Here is a 20,350-nt window from a genome sequence, read left to right as displayed (position 1 = left end):
CACGCGCAGGGCCTCAACTGTCGGCGGCGAGGCGGTCCAGCCACTCCCTCAGCAGATGCTGCTCCGCGCCGCTGAGAGTCGTCTGCTCGGGCAGCGCGGCGCGCAGCGCGCGGGCGGCGCCGGCCGGGCCGGCGTCCTGCACCGCCGGCTCCTGACTGGTTACCGCGGCGACCATGGACTCCCGAAGAGTGGTCAGCAGGGCCGGGTCGCGTCGGTCTTCGGGCTGGGACAGCCAGGTGAGTACCGCGCCGCGTGCCGTGGCGTGAATGAGCATGGCCGCGAGTTCCTCGTCGACGCGGAGCCAGCCGCCGGCGGCCAGGCGACGGATACGGCCCATCAGGATCTCCATGCCGGCGGTGAAGGCGGCCGACGTCTCCCTCGTGGGCTCGCTGTACATCAGCGTGTACAGCGCGGGATTGGCCAGGCCGAACTCGACCGCCAGGTCCCAGCCGGCTCTCAGGTCCTCGATGGGGTCCTGCGGGTCGGGGTCGATGTGCTTGGTCGCGAGAAACGTGGCGAAGCCGTGCTCGGCCAGCGCGTCGAGCAGCCCGTCCTTGTCACCAAACAGTCGGTAGATGGCCGGCGCCTGCACGCCTGCGGCGAGCGCGACCGCGCGGGTGGTGACCGCATCACGGCCCTCGCGCGCCAGCAGGTCGGCGGCGGCCTCGATGACGCGCTGCCGGGCCTGGTCGCGGCCCATGGCCGCGGTGTCGGATTCGACGGTGCCGGTGCCGTCGCTGCCGCGTGAACGTGATGACATGTATCAACGATACAGCGCAGACGGTTCCATTGTTAGTATCAGTGATACGCTGATGGTGATTCCACTGGAACTACACCGCTGGAGCGTGCCATGCTCATCGTGACCGGGGCCACCGGACAGCTCGGACGCCAGATCGTCGAGAGACTGCTGACCCGCGTGTCGGCGGACCGGGTCGGCCTCAGCGTCCGCGACCCCAGGAAGGCGCAGGCATTCGCCGACCAGGGGGTACGGGTGCGGCAGGGCAGCTTCACCGACGCCGCAGGCCTCGCCCACGCCTTCGAGGGCGCCTCCCAGGTGCTCATCGTGTCCGTCGACAGGATGGGCGAAGAGGCCGTGCGGCAACACCGTGCCGCGATCGAAGCGGCCGCCGCGGCTGGCGCCCGCCGCATTCTCTACACCAGCCACATGGGGGCCGGCGCCTCCTCGCAGTTCCAGCCCTGCCGCGACCATGCCGCCACCGAGGAAGTGCTGCGCGCCTCCGGCGTGCCGTTCACCTCGCTGCGCAACGGCTTCTACGCCGCCAGCGCGGTGCAGTTCCTCGGCCACGCCACGCAGGGCGGCCAGGTCGTGCTCCCCGCGGACGGACCGGTCAGCTGGACCGCGCACGCCGACCTCGCCGACGCGGCCGCCGCCATCCTGGCCGACGAAGGGTGCTTCGACGGCCCCACGCCGCCGCTCACCGCGGCGCAGGCGCTCACCTTCGACGACGTCGCCGGCATCGCCACCGAGGTCACCGGCCGCACCATCACCAGGACCACCGTGTCGGACGGCCAGTTCCGGGAACAGCTGGTGGGTCGCGGCGTCCCCGCCGAGGCGGCTGACCAGCTGCTCGGCATCTTCGCCGCCGGCCGCACCGGCGAGTTCGCCGCCGTCGACCCGACACTGGCCGCCCTGCTCGGCCGCGAACCCACCACCCTGGGGGCGGTGCTCAGCGAGCAGCTGCCCCGCGACTGACCGAGAATCAGCAGCTGGGAGCGGCCGGAACTGACGATTCGCACGGACGGGAACAGGGCGGGGAGTCGGGCTGTTGTGCCGATCATGACGACGACTCCGCGCCCGCGGCCCGAGGTTCTGCGCTACACCGCCTTCTCCCGCGACCCCGACGGCGGCAACCCCGCGGGTGTCGTCCTCGACGCCACCGGCCTGGACGACGCCGGGCAACTGGCCATCGCGGCCGAGCTCGGCTACTCGGAGACGGCGTTCCTGACCGCGCCGCCCGAGGGCCTCGGGGGCGAGCCCGGACGGACGTTCACCGCGCGCTACTTCAGCCCGAAGACGGAGGTGCCGTTCTGCGGCCACGCCACCATCGCCACGGCGATCGCGCTGGCCTCGCAGATCGGCCCCGGCGACCTGCTGCTGTCCACGCGGGCCGGGACGGTGCCGGTGACCGTGACCAGGGACGCCTCCGGCGGCTACCTGGCCACGCTCACCAGCGTCGAACCCGAGGTGACCGGGATCGCCGACGACGACCTCGCCGAGGCACTGGCCGCCCTGAGCTGGCCGGCGGGCGACCTGGACCCGGAGCTGCCGCCGCGGATCGCCTACGCCGGAGCCCGGCACCTGGTGCTCGCGGCGGCCGGACGAGCGCGGCTCGCCGACCTGGACTACGACTTCGAGCGGCTGGCGGCCCTGATGCGCCGGCTCGACCTGGTCACCCTGCAACTGGTGTGGCGCGAGTCGGCCACGGTGTTCCACGTGCGGGACCCGTTCCCGGTCGGCGGTGTCGTGGAGGACCCGGCGACGGGGGCCGCGGCGGCCGCGTTCGGCGCGTACCTGCGGACTCTGGGCCTGGTCGAGGCGCCGGTCGAACTGACGCTGCACCAGGGCCACGACATGGGCCGCCCCGGCCTGATCACCGTCTCCCTGCACAGCGACGACCCGTTCGTCAGGGTCAGCGGCACCGGCGTGCGCATCCCCGACGGCGGCTGATCCGCCCCGCCACAGCACCGTCGGCCGGCCCGACCCCCACGGGTCCGGACCGGCCGCCGGGGACCGTCGCGGTCAGGCCTGCCTGCGGGCCTCGGTCAGGATGCGCGTGGTGCGGGCGGCGGGGCCCGGCACCGGTGACCCGGTCAGTTGACGCAGGGAATGCCGCCCGCCTGAACCGCCGCGCCCTGGAACGGGATGCTGGAGGTGGGTGCCGCCGCGCCCGAGCCCGACCCGGAACCCGAACCGGCCGCGGAACCGGAGCCCGTGGGCAGGGTGAAGCCGGTGCCGAGAACGATCTCGACATGTCCCGCCCGGACGGACGAACTGGCGGTCGCACTCCCCGCGTTCAGACCGCCGGCGATCTGCTGGGCGGCGCTCTCCGCGCCGGACCCGTAGAGGACGGTGGTGTGCGAGCGCGCGGAGTGGCTGGCCACCTCTCCGGCCGTGTAGCCCTCGGCGACCAGCGCCTTGGACTCGGCGGCGGCGCCCCCGGTGACTCCGGAGCCGTTCAGCACGTCCACCACGGCCGGGGACACCGCCTTGGCCGGCTGGCTCGGCGCGGCCGAGCCCGCGCCGGACCCGGCAGAGCTGGGGGAGGACCCGGCCGCGTCGTGGCCGATCAGCGTCTGCATGATCCGCTTGATCTGGTCCGGGTCGACCAGGTTCACCGACTCCCCGTTGCGGGTCGCGAAGCCCTGGATCGGCAGGGTGTTGAAGACCACCTTGCCCCCGGTCAGGTTGGGGGCCTGCTGGGCGAAGTCCAGTATGTTCCACTGGTTGTCCAGCACCACGTCCTTCTTCACCACGTCGAACAGCGACTGCATCTTGCCCAGGTCGCTGAACAGCCCCTCCTGCTTCAGCTTGTACTCCACCGAGGAGATGAAGGCCTGCTGACGGTGGGTCCGGTCCAGGTCGCCGTTCTGCAGGTTGTGCCGCTGGCGGACGAAGGAGAGGGCCTGGGCCGCGTTCAGGGTGTTCAGGCCGGCGTGGAAGCTGGCGCCGGAGCCCTGGCCCGCCATCGCCGGGTCGGAGGTGGCGTGGTTGAGGCAGACGGTGATCGGCTGGACCGCCTGGGCGATGTCGTAGAAGCCGATCAGGTTGACCTCGGCGAAATGGTCGATCCGCACGCCGAGGAAGCTCTGCACGGTGGCCAGGGTCGCCTCGCGGCCCACCTCGCGGCTCTGCTGCTCCAGGTCCGCGCCCTTGACGCCCTGCGCCTGGAGCTTGGTCTCGGCGACCGACTTGGCCAGCCCGTAGGCCTCCTTGATCTTGTGCATCCCCTGCGGGCTGCCGTCGCCGTTGAGGGTCTCCACGTAGTCGTCGCGCGGGATGGAGAACGCCTGGACCTTGCCGCCGCCGGCCGGGATGTGCAGCAGGATCAGGGTGTTGGTGTTGTAGCCGCCGATGTCGCTGGAACCGCCGGCGTGCAGCTCGTCCTGGACCACCCAGTCGGGCAGGTTGTTGCCGTTCATGTCCTTGCGGCTGTCCAGCCCGATCAGGAGCAGGTTGACCGAGTTGTCCAGCTTCGGCGGCGCGTTCTTCTCGGTGACCGAGAGCGCGTCCGAGGTCTTCACCCCGGTCGTCAGCGCGTTGTAGGTGTAGGAGGAGACGCCCGCCGCGAGCAGCACCCCGGCGGAGCCGCAGACCGCGGCCACCCGCCCGGCCAGCAGCAGCGGGGAGGGCCGCGCGGCGCCGCGGCCGCGGCTGCGGGCGCCTCCCCGGCCCTGCTGCGAACGGCTCCGCGACCCTCGACGCTGCTCAGTCACGAACGCTCCTCTTCTTTCCGGCGCCCCGCGCCGCTCGCACGGCGATGGCCACCATCGCCGCCACGGCGGCCAGCGCCATGGCGGGGAAGGCGTGGGCGGTCCACTCGAAGGTGTGGGTGGCCAGCGCGGCACTGCCGGAGGTGTCCCCGCCGGCCATCGCGTCCGCGGCCGTGGAGATCAGCAGCACCAGCACCGGTGCGGCGGTGGCCACCCACCACAGCCCGTTGCTGCTGGCGAGCAGGCTCGCGGACACCGCGCCCAGGACGACGGTGACCAGGAAGACCGGACCGGAGGATCCGCCCGAGACCACCGCGCCGAGCAGCGGCAGCCCGAGCAGGAGCAGCACCACGAGCGCCGCCGAGTGCGCCGGCCTGCCACTCTGCGCCGCCCGGGCACCGCCGCGCGCCGTCTGACCACCGGGTCGCCTGGTTCCCCGGGGCGGGGCTGCCGCCCGGCTCGGTTCGTCCCCGCCCGGCCGACCCCAAGAGTCGGTCATTCCTCACACCCTCCACGCCGGTGGGACCACAGCGGCCGCCACAACCCGCATACTCACTGCACGAGGAGGACGCAGGACGCCCTCGGACAGTTGCGTAGTTGCGCAATGTAGCAAGCATGAACGACCCCGGTACACGCGAGGGCGCGTCGCGTTTGCCTGCCTTCGGCGGATCCGGGAAGCTGTCCGGGCATACCAACAGCCCGCCGTCGGGGCACGGGACGAGGGAGGAGGGTGAGACTTTGGACACGAACGGGACGCGGGGGGCCGCCGAAAGCCTTCCGCCCGATCTCCTGCAGGAGGCGGCCGGTACCTTCGGCCTGCTGTCGTCCACCATGCGGCTGCACATCGTGTGGGTGCTCACCCAGGGCGAGTGCGACGTCGGCACCCTGGCCGAGCAGGTCGGGGCGACGCTGCCGACCGTGAGCCAGCACCTGGCCAAGCTCAAACTCGCCGGGCTCGTCCGCGCCCAGCGGCAGGGACGCCGCCAGGTCTACGTCGTGGAGGACCCCAACCTCGCCGCCATCGTGCGGCTCATGGTGGCGCAACTGCAGGCCGCCGGTGTGCACGCCGACGGTGCGACCGCCACCGGTACGGACGCTGACGGTGCGTCGGCCGGGACCCGCCGTGGTCTGGGCGCCTGAGCCGGGTCCGCTGCGGCTCGTCGGCACGCCGCCGGAGCCCGCGCCGGCACACCCCGGGACCGACGCTCCCGACACCGTCGACCCGCGCGACCCGGCGGAGCAGGCCCTCGTCGGAGTCCACCGGTACCTCGACGGCAGTGCGCGGCTGAGCGAGCGGCAGCTGCTGCGTCAGCTGGGATCCGGCCTGCGCGGGCTGACCGAGCAGGACGCGGACGCCCGGCTCGCGGGCCTCGGCGAGAACCTGCTCCCCGAGGCCCGGGTCAGCCTCAGGGCACGGCTGCGCGCCAGCGCACGGGACCCGTTCACCCTGGTGCTGGCCGCGCTCGCGGGCGCCTCCGCGGTCATCGGCTCGATCGGCGCCGCGATCGTGATCACCGCGCTCGCCACGGTGGCCGGCACGCTGCGCTTCCTCGCCGAGCGGCAGGCCGACCGGGTCGCCGCGCTGGTCCGGGACGCGCTGGCCGACACCACGGCCACCGTGCTGCGCCGCGCCGACCCCGACGCGCCGCCGGTGGCCCGGGAGGTCGCCCCCGACCAGCTGGTCCCCGGCGACCTGGTCACCCTCGGTCCCGGCGACCCGGTCCCGGCCGACCTGCGGCTGCTGCGCGCCGACGGGCTGCTGGTCAGCCAGGCCGCGCTGACCGGCGAGTCCGCGCCCGTGCCGAAGGCACCAGACCTGCAGCCGAAGGCATCAGAGGTGCAGCCGCAGGCGCCCGTCGACGTCGCGTCGTCCGGGACGGACCTGTTCGGCAGCCCTCGGCTCTGCTTCCTCGGCAGCACCGTCACCGCCGGGACGGCCACCGGGGTGGTCCTGGCCACCGGACCGGACAGCCACCTCGGCGCCACTCACGCCCGGCCCCGCCGCCGGGCCACCCGCACCGCCTACGGCCGGGGCAGCGCGGGCATCGCCCGCAGCCTCGCGCTGTTCAGCGCACTCGCGGCAACGGCCGCGCTCACGGTGAACGCGGTCTGGTTCGGCGGCGGTCTGCAGGCGGCGGCCTTCGCCGTGGCGGTCGCGGTCGGCCTCACCCCCGAGATGCTGCCGCTGGTGGTGAGCAGCATCCTGGCGCGCGGCTCGGTGCTGCTGGGCCGCCGCCGGATCGTGGTCCGGCGGATGCCCGCGGTCTACGACCTCGGCGCGATGGACCTGCTGTGCACCGACAAGACCGGCACGCTCACCCGTGGCCGGCCCACGCTGTCCTGCCGGATCGGCCCCGAGGGCACACCTGATCCGACGGTGCTGCACTGGGCGGCGGTCAACAGCCTGCTCTCGCTGGAGCAGGGGGACCTGCTCACCGGTGACCCGGTCGACGAGGCGGTGCTCGACGCCGCCCACCCGCTCGGCCTGCCGCTGGACGCCGACGCCATGAGCGCCGTCGCCGTCGTGCCGTTCACCCCGGCCCGGCGACGGTCGACGGTCGTCCTCCGCCGCCCCGGCCACCCCGGCACGGTCACGCTGGTGACCAAGGGCGCCCCGGAGGAGGTCCTGCCCCGCTGCAGCCGCTTCCGCGCCCGGAGCGCCGACGTGGCGGACCGGGCGGACGGACCCGACGCCGCGGACGATCTGCCACTGGACGCGGCCGCGCAGGCCCGGCTGCTGGCCCTGGTCGACCGGCACGCACGGGAGGGCACCACGCTGCTGGCCGTCGCCCGCGCCCACCGGCCGGCCCGCCTCGGCGGGTACGGCCCCGGCGACGAGGCCCGGCTCACCCTGCTCGGCTTCGTCGGGCTCCGGGACGAGCTGCTGCCGGGCGCGCCCGCGGCGCTGGCCGCCCTCGCCGACGCCGGCGTCGAGGTCAAGGTGGTCACCGGGGACCACCCCGCCGTGGCCGCCCGGCTCTGCCGCGAGGCGGGTATCGCCGGTGCCGACCCGGACACCGTGGTGACCGGCGCCGACATCGGCCGCCTGGACGACATGCAGCTCGCCGAACTCGCGGCCCGCAGCACCGTCTTCGCCCGGACCACCCCGCACCAGAAGGCCCGGGTGGTGGCCGCGCTGCGCCGGAACGGCCGGACCGTCGGCTTCCTCGGCGACGGCGTCAACGACCTCCCGGCGCTGGCCGCGGCCGACGTCGGGATCAGCGCGGACAGCGCGGTCCCGGCCGCCCGGTCGGCGTCCGACGCGGTGCTGGTGAGCAAGGACCTGACCGTGCTGGGCGAGGCGCTCACGGTCGGCCGCCGGTCCGTCGGCGCCATCGCGACCTATCTGCGGATCACCTTCTCGTCCAACTTCGGGAACACCCTCTCCATGATCCTCGGCAGCATGCTGCTGCCGTTCCTGCCGATGCTGCCGACGCAGATCCTGGTGCAGAACCTCTGCTTCGACGCCGCGCAGCTGACCCTCGCCTTCGACCGCCCGCAGCCCTCGGCACAGTGCGCCCCGCGCATCCTGGACCGGCGTCGGACCATGGCGTTCATGGTCTGCTTCGGCGTCCTCAACTCGCTCTCCGACCTGATCACCTTCGCCCTGCTGGGCCATCTGACCGGACATCAGCACGATCCCGCCGCCCAGGCGGTGTTCCGCTCGGGCTGGCTCACCGAGAACCTGGTCACCCAGGCCCTGGCGCTGCACCTGCTGCGGCCCGACGCGGACACCGGGCCGTGGTCCGGGCCCTGGCGTCAGCGGGTCGCCGCCTGGCCGGTCTGGCTGGCCGCCGCCGCGCTGATCGCGGCGGCGCTGGGCCTGCCCCGCTCGCCGCTGGCCCCCGCGCTGGGCCTGGGAGCGCTGCCGCTCTCCTGGCTGCCGTACCTGGCGCTGATCGTGGGCTGCTACTGCACCATGGTGCTCACCGCCCGGCGGCTCTGGCGCTCCCGGTCACGGCAGCGCTGACGACTGGTCACTCGGCTCCCTCGGAGGCCCGTTTCGCACCTGAGGCCCGCGCACCCGTGGATCGCGCACCGCGACCCGCGTACCCGTGGACCGGGCGGCGGGCCTGACGGATAGTGGTGATCATGACTTCTCTGGTACGCAACATCACGGTCGACTGTGCCGACGCCTACGCGGTCGCCGCGTTCTGGGGCGCGGTCCTGGACCGCCCGGTGGTCGAGGACGAGGACCCCAGCCCCGGCGCGGTGGAGCTGCTGATCTCCACCGGCAGCGGCCCGGGCCTGCTTTTCCTCACCGTCCCCGAGCCGAAGTCGGTGAAGAACCGGCTGCACCTGGACCTCCAGCCGCAGGACCGCTCCCGGGACGAGGAGGTCGAGCGGCTGCTCGCCCTCGGCGCGACCCTGGTCGGCGACCACCGCAACCCGGACGGCACCGGCTGGGCGACGATGGCCGATGTCGAGGGCAACGAGTTCTGCGTGGAGCGCAGTGCCGCGGAGCGCGCCGCCACGAAGGGGAGTTGACGGTCCGTCGGGGGCACCGGAAGGCAGGCCGCGCGGGAACTGGAAAGAGTGTTGACAGTCCTAGTGGTCTAGTCCAAAGATTGTCGATGTCCAGCCAGTGGTCTCCATGAGTCACACCCCCACAGGAGAGCCCCGCAATGAGACATCCCCGTCCCCTCCGCGCCCTGCTGTCCGGCCTGGTCGCCGTCGCCGCCTCGGTCGGCGCGGTGGCCACCGGCGCCGGCGCCGCGCAGGCCGCGACACCGCTGCCGGTGCACGTGTTCGCGCCGTACTTCGAGGCGTACAACGGCGACAGCCCCGCCACGCTGTCCACCCAGTCCGGTGCCACCTACCTGACCATGGCCTTCGTCCAGGCCGCGACCAAGGGGTCCTGCACCCCCTACTGGAACGGTGACACCGGCAAGCCGATCGCCGGCTCCAGCTTCGGCGGCGACATCGCCGCGATCCAGGCCAGGGGCGGCGACGTGGTGCCGTCCTTCGGCGGCTACGCGGCCGACAACGGCGGCACCGAGATCGCCGACAGCTGTACCGACGTCAACTCCATCGCCGCGGCCTACGAGAGCCTGGTCACCACCTACGGCATCACCCGGATCGACCTCGACACCGAGGACAACTCGCTCACCGACTCGGCCGGGATCGACCGCCGCAACAAGGCCATCGCCCAGGTCGAGTCCTGGGCCGCGAGCAGCGGGCGCACCGTCCAGTTCTCCTACACCCTGCCCACGACGACCAGCGGCCTGGCCTCCAGCGGGCTGGCCGTGCTGCAGAACGCGGTGAAGAACAAGGCCCGCGTGGACGTGGTCAACATCATGACCTTCGACTACTACGACGGCGCCAACCACGAGATGGGCACGGACGCCGAGAACGCCGCCACCGGCCTGGAGGGCCAGCTCGCGTCGCTCTACCCGGGCAGGAGCGCCGCGCAGCTGTGGAGCATGGTCGGCATCACGCTGATGCCCGGCATCGACGACTACGGCGCGGCGGAGACCACCACGGTGGCCGACGCGAGCAACGTGGAGAGCTGGGCCACCGGCAGGGGCCTGGCCAGCCTGTCGTTCTGGGCGATGCAGCGCGACAACGGCGGCTGCGTCGGTACGGCCGGCTCGGACACCTGCTCCGGGATCGCCCAGGGCACCTGGGACTTCAGCCACGCGCTGGAGCCCTTCACCAGCGGCAGCGGCACCCCGGCGAACGACTTCTCGCTGTCCGTGGCCCCCGGCTCCGGCTCCGTCGCCCCCGGCGGCTCGACCACCGCGACCGTGAGCACCGCCGTCACCTCCGGCACCGCCCAGTCCGTCAGCCTGACCGCGAGCGGGGCGCCGAGCGGGGTCACCGTGGGCGTCAGCCCCACCCCGGTGACGGCCGGCGGCAGTGCCACCCTCACCCTGACCGCGTCCAGCTCGGCCGCGGCGGGCACCTACCCGATCACCCTCACCGGCAGCGCGGCCTCCGGCAGCCACACCGCGAGCTACTCGCTGACCGTCACCGGGTCCGGCGGCGGAGGCGGCGGGTCACTGGTCAACGGCGGGTTCGAGACCGGCGGCCTCAACCCGTGGAGCTGCCGGCCCGGCGACGCCGTGGTCAGCAGCCCGGTCCACTCCGGCAGCCACGCCCTGCAGGTCACCCCGACCGACTCGCAGACCGGCGAATGCGACCAGACCGTCACCCTGGCCCCCAACCACAGCTACACACTGAGCGGCTGGGTCCAGGGCAACTACGCCTACCTCGGCGTCAGCGGCGGAGCCGGCGGCAGCACCTGGGCCAGCGGCAGCGGCTGGACCAGGCTGACGGTGCCGTTCACCACCGGCGCCAACGGCACGGTCACCGTCTACGTCCACGGCTGGTACGCGCAGGGGAACGTCTACGCCGACGACCTCTCGGTGAGCTGAACCGGCGTCAGGCGGCCTTGACCGGGACGTCCAGCCGGACCAGTCCGGCCACGCCGAAGAACAGCGACACCGGGAGCGTGGACCCGACCGTCAGGCCCTTGGCGGGCGGCAGCACGATCGACGGCGAAGTGGAGCCGAAGGTCGTACTGCCGCCCGCGGCCAGCAGGACACCCGCCGTCGACAACGTGGCCGACCCGCCGCCCTGCAGCGTGGCCTGACCGCCACCGGGCACGGTCACCGTGGAGAGGTGCTCGGCCTCCGGCGCCGCGTTGCGGACGGTGAACTCCAGCCGCGCCGTGCCCGACGAGTCCACCCGCACCGTCGCGGCGGTGATCGACAGATCCACGTTGCGGGCGCGCATGCTGAGCGAGGCCCCGGTGGCGTCGGTACGCGCGGTGGACTGCACCTCCCCGGGCGCCTCCCGCTGTACGCCGGTCCCCGAGGAGCAGCCGGCGACCAGTACGGGCAGGGTGACGGCGAGCAGCGCGGCGCAGGCGGTGCGCGGGAGAAGACCTCGGTTTCGCATACCGGGCATTATCGTCCCCCGCCCCGGGGTCGCCCCGGCGGGGTCCATCCGTGTGAACGGACCGTGTCGCAGCGGGCACCCTGAGCGACCGCCCCGAAGTATGACCTGTAGGACAACACCACTGTGCGGACCGTCGGACCGGTCGCACCGTGGTGCACCGTCACTACGAAGGAGATTCCATGCGTTCCATCAGCAAGGCGGGGCTGCTGCTCGGCGCTGCCAGTGCCGTTATCGTCGCCGGAGCGGGGGTGGCCAGCGCCGACAGCACCGCGGTCGGCGCCGCGTTCGATTCGCCGGGTGTGCTCTCCGGCAACGTGGTCCAGATCCCCGTGGACGTGGACGCGAACGTCTGCGGCAACTCGCTGAACGTGATCGGCCTGCTGAACCCCGCGTTCGGCAACACCTGCGTCAACGGCGGGGGGCCGAAGTCCGACTGGCACCCCTCCAGCTGGCACCAGCACTTCTGGGACATGGCCCGCCACCACCACGGTGACGACTGCGACGACCACTGAGTCTGCGGTCCGAGTCCATGGCCGGATCTCATCCGCACCTCGCGTAAACGGACCCTCCGCCCCGTGGCGGAGGGTCCGCCGTGTCAACTGCCGACCAGGCCGTTGACCGCCCGGGCGGCGTACTCCCCGGCTTCGAGGGTGTTCTGCACCGCCCCCACCTTCTGGCCGACCCTGTCGGCGACGGCACCCTGCACCACCGGTACGGCCGTCTTGGCGGCGGCAGCGGCCAGACCGCCGGGGCCGCCGGCGCGGCGGCCCGGGTCGGTGGCGGCCTGGGCGGACGTTGCGGTGACGGCGAGAATCGCGGAGCCGGCCATGGCGGCGGCGAGGAAGTGACGTGCGTTCATGAGCGGTGCAACGAGCGGGAACGTCCGAGGTCACGGGCACCGCGGGCATCAGGGGACGCCGCGGGGAGCCATGGGCGAAACGATTCTGCTGACATGACGGCGCCCTGCCGGTGGCCGACAAGGAGGTCGGTGGCCACCGGCAGAGGATGCACCGGGGTGCTGCCGCGCGCCGAACGCGCCGCGTGGGTGTCGTACCGTCAGCCCGCGTTGGTGCAGGTGTTGCCGAAGGCCGGGTTGAGCGCGCCGATCACGTTGCCGCTCACGCCGCAGACGTTGACCGGGATGTGGACCGGCACCTGAATGTTGTTGCCGGAGCCGACGCCCGGAGAGCGCTCGGCGTCGCCCGCGGACTGCGCGCTGGCAAAGGCGGCACCGGCTCCACCCGTGAGGACACCGGCAGCGGCAACGGTGACCAGGGCACCCTTGACGACATTCTTCATTGTGTTACTCCATCAATTGGTCTGCAGAGGCGGTGCCGTGCAGATACGGACAAACCACTCAACGCCGCAGCCGCACCGATGGATCCGGCCAGCACCCATCATTCACCCTGGTGAATGAATTTCCATACTATTCGGCTTATCGAGTGCCTTTCCTTGCCACGCCGTTCCCGGGCCGACCCGACCTGCGTTGTCACCGGCAGAAGGCGCCCAGGACCGGGTGCCTCGTGAAAGGAACTGGACATGATGAAGACCAAGCGCGGAATCCTCGTCGTCGCGGCCGCCGCCGGGATCCTGGCCGGTGCCGCCGGTACCGCCGCGGCCAGCAGCATCGCGACCGGCGAGGCGGAGAAGTCCCCGGGCGTCCTCTCCGGCAACCTGGTCATGGTGCCGGTCCACGTGCCGGTGAACGTCTGCGGCGACACCGTCAACGTGATCGGCCTGCTGAACCCGGCCTTCGGCAACACCTGCACCAACGCGGGCTGATCGGCTTCCCCGAAGCTCTCGCACGCACCCGCCGGCACGCAGGAGTGCGCAACGCGCCTCACCGCGGCTGCGCACTGTCGGAGCGGCCCATGCCCGCTGTCGGCCACACGAGCGGTTGTGGCCGACGGCACGTGCCCCCGACGCGACCGCCCTCGTTCGCACATCGTCCGCCCAAACGGGGACGGACGGAAAGCAAAGGATCCTCCATGCGCAACGTGAAGCAAGCCCTCGTTCTCTCCGTCGCCGCCGTCGGCATCGCCCTGTCCGGCGCTGGTGCAGCGTTCGCCGACGCCGACGCGGTCGGTGGTGCCTCCGACTCCCCCGGGTTCCTGTCCGGCAACGTGATCCAGATCCCGATCCACATCCCGATCAACCTCTGCGGGAACACCGTCGACGTGATCGCGCTGCTGAACCCGGCGTTCGGCAACACCTGCACGAACCGCTGACCCAGTCGGCGTCCCCGGTGCCCGGGCACCCCCGTGGCACCGCTCCCTGAACACGTATGAAGGAGACTCCCATGCAGAAGGTCATGAAGGTCGCAGGCTTCTCCGCGGCCGCCCTCGCCACCGTCATCGCCGGCGCTGGTGCGGCCTCCGCCAACAGCACCGCCGTCGGCGAGGCCGCCAAGTCCCCTGGCGTCCTGTCCGGCAACCTGCTCCAGGTCCCGATCCACATTCCGGTGAACCTCTGTGGCGACAGCGTCAACGTGATCGGCGCGCTGAACCCCGCCTTCGGCAACACCTGCGTGAACACCACGGACAACTGCTGAGCGATTCGCGCCGAACGGCCGCTGCCCCCCGATGTCCACACATCGGGGGGCATTGCCGCACCCGCGTACAGCCCCGGCCGCACCCGAATTCCCCGGCGGCCCCGTACTTTCCCGGCGACAAAGGAACTCCCATGGCGTCACCCTCCACCAACGGCATCGCCACCGGCGCGCTGCTGCTGCTCGGCCTGCTGGCCGCCCCGTCCACGGCCTGGGCGGCCGACTCCGCCGCGCTTCCGGTGGGCCCGGCCGGGTCCACCGGCGGCAGCCAACCGTCGACCAGTCTGCAGGACCCGCAGGTCCTGCCCGCGGTGGGCGGTCTGAGCGGCGCGACCGGTTACGCGGTGGCACCGCTGAAGACCCTGCGGCTCGACCCGTTCGCCGCCTCGTCGGCCGACCCGCTGTCGAACGCGGTGGCGCTGCAGCCGGACGGCAAGGGCAGTCCCCCCGTCTCCACCGCCGCCGTCACCTCCCCGCTGAGCGACGGCGGCGGCGTCGCCAGCCTGCCGCTGGTGAACCGGGTCGACGGCGTCATCCCCGGCTGACTCGATCCCGCCCGATCCCCGGCCCCGCCCCGACCCCGAGCGATGGGCGCGCGGCGGCCGGTGCGGCGCACGGCGAAGGGTCCGACGGTTCCGCCGCGGGGGCGGACTCGTCGGACCCTTCGTCGTACTGCTGCTTCCGCGCGGCCGTGGGCCTCGATCAGCCCCTGAGCTCCTGGGCCATCCCCGCCGCGGTGTCCAGGAAGTCCTTCACGGTGTGACCGACGTGACCCTTCGCGCCGCTCTGGTCCACCGTCACCGAACCGGTGGGCGCGCTCTCCAGCCGAGGGGCACTCAGCTTGGGGTCCAGGTGCGCGAGGTCGAGCTGCGGACCCTGCGTCGAGCCGACCCCGCCCGGCAGGGTGAGCGGCTTGCCGAGGGAGGCGGCCGCCCCCACCGCCCGGACCGGCGCCTCGGGGAGCGAGACCGCGAGCCCCCCCGGGCGCACCGAACCGTCCCCGCCCGGGGCCGGACCCAGCACGTGCAGGTCAGGGGAGCCGTGAGCGGAACTCAGCGGCGGCACCAGCGGATCGGGGAGCAACGCCTGCGGGTCGTTCGTCTGCGGCGACGGCGGCACCAACGGCATCCCGGGGACGGAGCCGTGCACGCCGTCCAGGGAGCCCTCCCCGGTCACCGTCTGCACGGCGGTGCCCAGCGGCAGGTCGATCGGCACCCGCGAGGCGGCCGCCCCCTGCTCCATCGCGTCGACCTGACTCGGACTCAGTGGTTCGGCGGCAGCGGCCTGGACCGATGCCCCCAGTCCCGCGCACGCCGCAAGGGCGACCCAGGTAGCCCGCGCAGTGACATTCATATGATTCCCGTTCGTTTCCAGAATTTCCTCCGACTGTCCTGCGTGAACGATCCGGGAATCCCCGAATCACGCAAGGTCACCTGATTGCCGTACAGCCGACCGGATACCTGCACAGAACGGGTGAAGTTCGATGCCGGATCAGCAGGAACGGTAACCGGCCCGGAATCTGGTCGTTTTCAGTGAGCAGATGCTCGTCGGCGGCAGGTGTTCCGGACCGCGGCAGGTGTTCCGGGCGGTGTTCGTGCACCGATCGCTCGTGAATCGCCCCGGCGGCATCACCGAAGCGTTGACATCACCGAGAAAAGGATCTCCCATGATCAAGAAGGCCCTTGCCGCCGCCGGCGTCGCCGCCGCCGCTCTGGCGATGACCTCCTCCCCCGCCAGCGCCCTCGGCGACGCGGACGGGGCCTCCATGTCCCACCAGGGCAACGGCGGCACCAACGTCACCGGCACCTGGGGCGACCACAGCCCCAACTTCCACTTCCTGGACAACCCGAACATCTGCCTGCCCGAGGTCCACAACATCGCGGTGGGCGTGCTCGGCGTCGCTGTCCCGGTCGAGGTCCCCGTCCTGAACAGCCAGCCGAAGCAGTACTGCGCCATCGGCCAGGGCACCCAGGGCACCGGCGACTCGGGCGTCTCGCACGTCATCGGCTGACAGACCACCCCTCTCCAACACTCACACCCAACAAATGAGGAAGCACATCATGTACAAGAAGGCTCTCGCCGCCTGCGGCATCGCTGCGGCAGGTCTCGCCATGGTCGCCGGCCCCGCCTCGGCGATCGGCAACTCGGACGGCTCGTCGATGTCCTCGCAGGGCAACGGCGGCACCAACGCCACCGGCACCGCCGGTGACCACAGCCCGAACTTCCACACCCTGGACAACCCGAACATCTGCCTGCCCGAGGTCCACAACATCGCGGTCGCCGTCGTCGGTGTCGCGGTGCCGGTCGAGGTGCCGATCCTGAACAGCACCCCGAAGCAGATCTGCGACGTCGGCCAGACCACCCAGGGCACCGGCGACTCGGGCGTCTCGCACCTGATCGGCTGACCTGCTCCGCCGTGCACGACTGACCCTCCAGGTACGGAGAGGCGGGCCGAGGACATCGTCCTCGGCCCGCCTTCGTGTCAGGCCTGCAGCATCCGGGCGGCCTCGACGGCCCAGTAGGTGAGCACCTGGTTGGCGCCGGCCCGGCGGATGGAGGTCAGCGTCTCCATGATCGCCCGCTCCCGGTCGATCCAGCCGTTCGCCGCCGCGGCCTCGACCATCGAGTACTCCCCGGACACCTGGTAGGCGGCCACCGGCACCGGGCTCAGGTCGGCGACCTGCCGCAGGATGTCCAGGTAGGCCATGGCCGGCTTGACCATCACCAGGTCGGCCCCCTCGGCCAGGTCCAGTTCCAGCTCGCGGAGCGCCTCGCGGGCGTTCGCCGGGTCCTGCTGGTAGCTCTTGCGGTCGCCCTTCAGCGAGGAGCCGACCGCCTCGCGGAACGGACCGTAGAACGCGGAGGCGTACTTCGCGGTGTACGCGAGGACCGACACATCCTGGTGCCCCGCCTCGTCCAGCGCCCTGCGGACCACCGCGATCTGACCGTCCATCATCCCGGACGGGCCGACCATGTGGACGCCCGCGTCGGCCTGCACCACGGCCATCTCGGCGTAGCGCAGCAGCGTCGCGTCGTTGTCCACCGAGCCGTCGGGCGCGAGGACGCCGCAGTGGCCGTGGTCGGTGTATTCGTCCAGGCAGAGGTCCGACATCACCACGAGCTGGTCGCCGACCTCGGCGACCACGTCCCGGATCGCCTGCTGCAGGATCCCGTCGGGGTTGGTGCCCTCCGACCCGACGGCGTCCTGAACGGCGGGGACGCCGAAGAGCATCAGCCCGCCGACGCCGGCGGCCGCCGCCTCCACCGCGGCCTTCCGCAGCGTCTCCCGGGTGTGCTGGACCACCCCGGGCATCGCGCTGATCGGCACCGGCTCGCTGACGCCCTCGCGTACGAACAGCGGCAGGATCAGCTCCGCCGGGTGCAGCCGCGTCTCGGCGACGAGTCGCCGCACGGCGGGGGTGACCCGCAGCCGCCTCGGACGGACGTAGGGGCTCTCGATTCCCATCACGCGCTCTCTTCTCAAGTGAGACTGACCATGCGCTACACAGGGGCGCGGGGAACTGCGCTGCCAACCCTCTACGGAGGTGCATGGTTGGCAGCGCATGCTGTGTAAGTCAAGCAGAGCCCCGCGCCCCTGGGTGGTAACGGTGGCACCGCCTAGCGGGCCTTGCGGCGGGAGCCGGGGCGGCGCTCGCTGGGACGGTAGACCGGCTCGCCCGCCTCCGTCGCCGCGTCACGGCGGGCCGCGCCGAACTCGGCGAGGGCCTCGGCCAGGGCCGCGACCGACGGGGCCGGGGCGAGTACGTCCACCCGCAGCCCGTGCTCCTCGGCCGTCTTCGCGGTGGCCGGGCCGATACAGGCGATCACGGTGACGTTGTGCGGCTTGCCGGCGATGCCGACCAGGTTGCGGACCGTCGAGGACGAGGTGAAGATCACCGCGTCGAAGCCGCCGCCCTTGATCGCCTCGCGGGTCTCGGCCGGCGGCGGCGACGCGCGGACGGTGCGGTACGCCGTCACGTCGTCGACCTCCCAGCCGAGTTCGACCAGGCCGGCCACCAGCGTCTCGGTGGCGATATCGGCGCGCGGCAGCAGCACCCGGTCGATCGGGTCGAACACCGGGTCGTACAGCGGCCAGTCCTCCAGCAGACCCGCCGCCGACTGCTCCCCGCTGGGGACCAGGTCGGGCTTGACGCCGAAGGCGATCAGGGCCTGGGAGGTGCTCTCGCCGACCGCCGCGACCTTGATCCCGGCGAACGCCCGGGCGTCGAGGCCGTACTCCTCGAACTTCTCCCGGACCGCCTTCACCGCGTTCACCGAGGTGAACGCGATCCACTCGTAACGGCCGGTGACCAGGCCCTTGATGGCGCGTTCCATCTGCTGCGGGGTGCGCGGCGGCTCCACCGCGATGGTCGGCACCTCCGAGGGCACCGCCCCGTAGGAGCGCAGCTGCTCGGACAGGGCTCCGGCCTGGTCCTTGGTGCGCGGCACCAGCACGTTCCAGCCGAACAGCGGCTTGGTCTCGAACCAGGACAGCGTGGCCCGGCGGTTGACCTGCTCACCGACCACGGCTATGACGCTGCTCGCCGGGTTCACCGGGGCGGAGACCGGCGAGGGCAGCACCCGGGCCGCCTTCAGCTCGGCGGCCAGCGTGCCCAGCGTCGCGGTGTAGGTGCGCTGCCGGGTGGTGGTGCCCTCCAGGGTCACCGAGACCGGGGTGTCCGGCTTGCGGCCCTGCGCGACCAGTGCCGTCGCCGACAGCGGCAGCGCGCCGAGCCGGGTGCGGACCACCAGGGTGGCGTCGCAGGCGCCCAGGTTGGACCAGTCGTAGGCGTCCGGCGCGCAGTGCGAGGCGTCGACGAAACGCACGTCGGTGCCCAGGCCGTCGCGGAGCGGGACGCCCGCGTAGGCGGGGACCCCCACCGACTGGGCGACGCCGGGCACCACCTGGAACGGGACCCCCGCCTGCGCGCAGGCCAGCATCTCCTCGGCGGCCCGGCCGTCCAGGCCGGGGTCGCCGTCGACGGTGCGCACCACGTGCCGGCCGGCCAGCACGGCCGGGAACAGCCGGGCCACGGCCACGCCGCCGGCCGGGTCCCGGTCGGGGTCCGGGCTCTCGGCGGCCGGCTCGGCCTCGTGCAGTTCCACGCCCTCGGGGCAGTGGACCCGTACCGCGGCCGCGGTCAGCGGGTCGGCGAGGAGCACGTCCGCGGAGGCGAGCACCTCGACCGCGCGCAGGGTGAGCAGGCCCGGATCGCCGGGCCCCGCCCCCAGGAAGGTGACCTGGCCGACCGGACGGCGACCGGTCGGAAGGACATCGGACTGCTTAGTGGGGCTCACTTGGCTTGCTCCCCCATCAGACCGGCCGCGCCCTCGGCGAGCATCCGGGCCGCCAGCTCGCGGCCCAGGGCCGCCGCTGCCTGCTCGGACGCCGCCTCGGGCCCGAAGGCGCCGGTGGCGGACAACTGCACGACGGACGAACCGTCAACGGTGCCGACGAGTGCCCGCAGGGACAGCTCGGCGGTGGAAGGGTCCGAGCTGCGACGCTGCACCTCGGCCAGGGCTCCGACCGGGGCGGAGCAACCCGCCTCCAGCGCGGCCAGCAGCGCGCGCTCGGCGGTGACGGCGGCCCGGGTGGGCGCGTCGTCCAGGACGGCCAGGGCGGCGACCAGCTCGGTGTCGCCGCTGCGGCACTCGACGGCCAGCGCGCCCTGTCCGGGTGCGGGCAGCATCAGTGCGGTGTCCAGCAGCTCGGTGGCCTCGCCGAGCCGGCCCAGCCGGCTCAGTCCGGCGGCGGCCAGGACGACCGCGTCCAGCTCCCCGGAGCGGACGTAGCCGATCCGGGTGTCCACGTTGCCGCGGATCGGGACGGTCTCCAGGGCCGCGCCGCGCTCCGCCGCCCAGGCGTTCAGCTGGGCCATCCGGCGCGGGGAGCCGGTGCCGACCCGGGCCGGGCCGGGGTGGCTCTTCTCCACCAGCTCCTCCAGGGTCAGCCCGTCCCGGGCGACCAGGGCGTCCCGCGGGTCCTCGCGGAGCGGCACGGCCGCCAGCGCCAGCCCGTCCGGGGCGGCGGTGGGGAGGTCCTTCAGCGAGTGGACCGCGAAGTCGATCGAGCCGGCCAGCAGGGCGTCGCGCAGCGCCGAGACGAAGACCCCGGTGCCGCCGATCTGCGCCAGCTGCTCGCGCGAGGTGTCGCCGTAGGTGGTGATCTCGACCAGCTCGACCGGACGGCCGGTGGCGGCGGACACCGCCTCGGCGATCATCCCGGACTGGGCCAGCGCCAGCGCGCTGCGGCGGGTGCCCAGGCGGAGCACCGCGCCACTGGGCCCGGGTCGCCTCAATTCGCTGGTGTTGATGCTGAGTTGGCCACTCATGACATGATCATCCCGGTCGTGCTCGATGTGGATGTTCGGCGTACTGTGCTGCGGCAGGCCGTGCTCGGAGGCACCCCCGCCGGAGTTCTGCCCGGACGGCACTGCTAGCGTGCTG

23 protein-coding genes are annotated in these 20,350 nt (G+C 72.7%); 13 read left to right on the top strand and 10 right to left on the bottom strand.

All coding sequences use genetic code 11. The features are described from left to right. Positions 1-13 precede the first annotated feature (13 nt). Positions 14-700 carry a TetR/AcrR family transcriptional regulator gene (locus ABH925_RS13290; protein ID WP_370147734.1) on the bottom strand — a complete coding sequence of 229 codons (687 nt, stop codon included), beginning with the start codon at positions 698-700 and terminating at the stop codon, positions 14-16. A 150-nt stretch (positions 701-850) separates the two neighbouring features. Between ABH925_RS13290 and ABH925_RS13285 the strand changes: the two genes are divergently transcribed. Both ABH925_RS13285 and ABH925_RS13280 read left to right on the top strand, forming a co-directional pair. After that, positions 851-1,714: an NAD(P)H-binding protein gene (locus ABH925_RS13285; RefSeq protein WP_370147655.1), complete on the top strand. Its 864-nt coding sequence runs from the start codon at positions 851-853 to the stop codon at positions 1,712-1,714. Between the two features lie 84 nt (positions 1,715-1,798). After that, positions 1,799-2,689 (top strand): PhzF family phenazine biosynthesis protein, encoded by an 891-nt coding sequence (locus tag ABH925_RS13280; RefSeq protein WP_370147654.1) that lies wholly within the window; start codon positions 1,799-1,801, stop codon positions 2,687-2,689. A gap of 143 nt (positions 2,690-2,832) precedes the next feature. Here the strand turns inward: ABH925_RS13280 and ABH925_RS13275 are convergent, their stop codons facing one another. Then, complete coding sequence (locus tag ABH925_RS13275) at positions 2,833-4,455, bottom strand: LCP family protein (RefSeq protein WP_370147653.1); 1,623 nt, start codon at positions 4,453-4,455, stop codon at positions 2,833-2,835. Next, a complete protein-coding gene (locus ABH925_RS13270; protein WP_370147652.1) occupies positions 4,448-4,804 on the bottom strand; it encodes a DUF6542 domain-containing protein in 357 nt (118 codons plus the stop codon). Before ABH925_RS13270 ends, ABH925_RS13275 begins: the two co-directional genes overlap by 8 nt. 386 nt (positions 4,805-5,190) lie before the next feature. Between ABH925_RS13270 and ABH925_RS13265 the strand changes: the two genes are divergently transcribed. From ABH925_RS13265 to ABH925_RS13250, 4 genes are all read left to right on the top strand, one after another. Then, positions 5,191-5,592: an ArsR/SmtB family transcription factor gene (locus ABH925_RS13265; RefSeq protein WP_370147650.1), complete on the top strand. Its 402-nt coding sequence runs from the start codon at positions 5,191-5,193 to the stop codon at positions 5,590-5,592. Then, positions 5,576-8,422 carry a magnesium-translocating P-type ATPase gene (gene mgtA, locus ABH925_RS13260; RefSeq protein ID WP_370147649.1) on the top strand — a complete coding sequence of 949 codons (2,847 nt, stop codon included), beginning with the start codon at positions 5,576-5,578 and terminating at the stop codon, positions 8,420-8,422. The genes ABH925_RS13265 and mgtA overlap by 17 nt, the downstream gene beginning before the upstream one ends. A 122-nt stretch (positions 8,423-8,544) precedes the next feature. Beyond that, positions 8,545-8,940, top strand: coding sequence for a VOC family protein (locus tag ABH925_RS13255; RefSeq protein ID WP_370147648.1), 396 nt, complete (start codon positions 8,545-8,547; stop codon positions 8,938-8,940). Between the two features lie 137 nt (positions 8,941-9,077). Continuing rightward, positions 9,078-10,829 (top strand): carbohydrate binding domain-containing protein, encoded by a 1,752-nt coding sequence (locus ABH925_RS13250; RefSeq protein ID WP_370147647.1) that lies wholly within the window; start codon positions 9,078-9,080, stop codon positions 10,827-10,829. Between the two features lie 7 nt (positions 10,830-10,836). Here the strand turns inward: ABH925_RS13250 and ABH925_RS13245 are convergent, their stop codons facing one another. Next, positions 10,837-11,355: a hypothetical protein gene (locus ABH925_RS13245; RefSeq protein ID WP_370147645.1), complete on the bottom strand. Its 519-nt coding sequence runs from the start codon at positions 11,353-11,355 to the stop codon at positions 10,837-10,839. A gap of 179 nt (positions 11,356-11,534) precedes the next feature. Between ABH925_RS13245 and ABH925_RS13240 the strand changes: the two genes are divergently transcribed. Beyond that, positions 11,535-11,867: a chaplin gene (locus ABH925_RS13240; protein WP_370147644.1), complete on the top strand. Its 333-nt coding sequence runs from the start codon at positions 11,535-11,537 to the stop codon at positions 11,865-11,867. An 83-nt stretch (positions 11,868-11,950) separates the two neighbouring features. Here the strand turns inward: ABH925_RS13240 and ABH925_RS13235 are convergent, their stop codons facing one another. After that, entirely contained in the window at positions 11,951-12,214 is a 264-nt protein-coding gene (locus ABH925_RS13235) for a hypothetical protein (protein ID WP_370147643.1), read from the bottom strand. Positions 12,215-12,411: 197 nt separating this feature from the next. Continuing rightward, complete coding sequence (locus tag ABH925_RS13230; protein ID WP_370147642.1) at positions 12,412-12,654, bottom strand: chaplin; 243 nt, start codon at positions 12,652-12,654, stop codon at positions 12,412-12,414. 240 nt (positions 12,655-12,894) lie between these two features. Between ABH925_RS13230 and ABH925_RS13225 the strand changes: the two genes are divergently transcribed. The 4 genes from ABH925_RS13225 (at position 12,895) to ABH925_RS13210 (ending at position 14,448) form a co-directional block, all read left to right on the top strand. Then, the gene (locus ABH925_RS13225; protein ID WP_370147641.1) at positions 12,895-13,137 is read left to right on the top strand and encodes a chaplin; all 243 of its coding nucleotides are present in this window, start codon (positions 12,895-12,897) and stop codon (positions 13,135-13,137) included. A gap of 206 nt (positions 13,138-13,343) precedes the next feature. After that, positions 13,344-13,583: a chaplin gene (locus ABH925_RS13220; RefSeq protein WP_370147640.1), complete on the top strand. Its 240-nt coding sequence runs from the start codon at positions 13,344-13,346 to the stop codon at positions 13,581-13,583. A 71-nt stretch (positions 13,584-13,654) separates the two neighbouring features. Next, positions 13,655-13,906 carry a chaplin gene (locus ABH925_RS13215; protein WP_370147639.1) on the top strand — a complete coding sequence of 84 codons (252 nt, stop codon included), beginning with the start codon at positions 13,655-13,657 and terminating at the stop codon, positions 13,904-13,906. 131 nt (positions 13,907-14,037) lie between these two features. Then, positions 14,038-14,448 carry a hypothetical protein gene (locus tag ABH925_RS13210; protein ID WP_370147638.1) on the top strand — a complete coding sequence of 137 codons (411 nt, stop codon included), beginning with the start codon at positions 14,038-14,040 and terminating at the stop codon, positions 14,446-14,448. Positions 14,449-14,605: 157 nt separating this feature from the next. Here the strand turns inward: ABH925_RS13210 and ABH925_RS13205 are convergent, their stop codons facing one another. Continuing rightward, entirely contained in the window at positions 14,606-15,145 is a 540-nt protein-coding gene (locus tag ABH925_RS13205) for a hypothetical protein (RefSeq protein WP_370147637.1), read from the bottom strand. A 424-nt stretch (positions 15,146-15,569) separates the two neighbouring features. Between ABH925_RS13205 and ABH925_RS13200 the strand changes: the two genes are divergently transcribed. Both ABH925_RS13200 and ABH925_RS13195 read left to right on the top strand, forming a co-directional pair. Then, a complete protein-coding gene (locus ABH925_RS13200; RefSeq protein ID WP_370147636.1) occupies positions 15,570-15,914 on the top strand; it encodes a rodlet layer protein in 345 nt (114 codons plus the stop codon). A 34-nt stretch (positions 15,915-15,948) separates the two neighbouring features. Then, positions 15,949-16,308 (top strand): rodlet layer protein, encoded by a 360-nt coding sequence (locus ABH925_RS13195; protein WP_370147635.1) that lies wholly within the window; start codon positions 15,949-15,951, stop codon positions 16,306-16,308. Positions 16,309-16,385: 77 nt separating this feature from the next. Here ABH925_RS13195 and hemB read toward each other — a convergent pair whose 3' ends face one another. The 3 genes from hemB to hemC all read right to left on the bottom strand — a co-directional run bounded on the left by hemB (position 16,386) and on the right by hemC (position 20,235). Continuing rightward, a complete protein-coding gene (gene hemB / locus ABH925_RS13190) occupies positions 16,386-17,369 on the bottom strand; it encodes a porphobilinogen synthase (RefSeq protein WP_370147634.1) in 984 nt (327 codons plus the stop codon). A gap of 152 nt (positions 17,370-17,521) precedes the next feature. Next, positions 17,522-19,201, bottom strand: a complete 1,680-nt coding sequence (locus ABH925_RS13185) for a uroporphyrinogen-III synthase (protein ID WP_370147632.1) — start codon at positions 19,199-19,201, stop codon at positions 17,522-17,524. Further along, entirely contained in the window at positions 19,198-20,235 is a 1,038-nt protein-coding gene (gene hemC, locus ABH925_RS13180; RefSeq protein WP_370147631.1) for a hydroxymethylbilane synthase, read from the bottom strand. Before hemC ends, ABH925_RS13185 begins: the two co-directional genes overlap by 4 nt. Positions 20,236-20,350: the final 115 nt, after the last annotated feature.

It is taken from the genome of Streptacidiphilus sp. EB129 (genome assembly GCF_041262645.1).
In the GTDB taxonomy this organism is placed as follows: Bacteria; Actinomycetota; Actinomycetes; order Streptomycetales; family Streptomycetaceae; genus Streptacidiphilus.
Note: the sequence above shows the minus strand (reverse complement) of the source record. Positions and strands in the feature narration are given on the sequence as shown.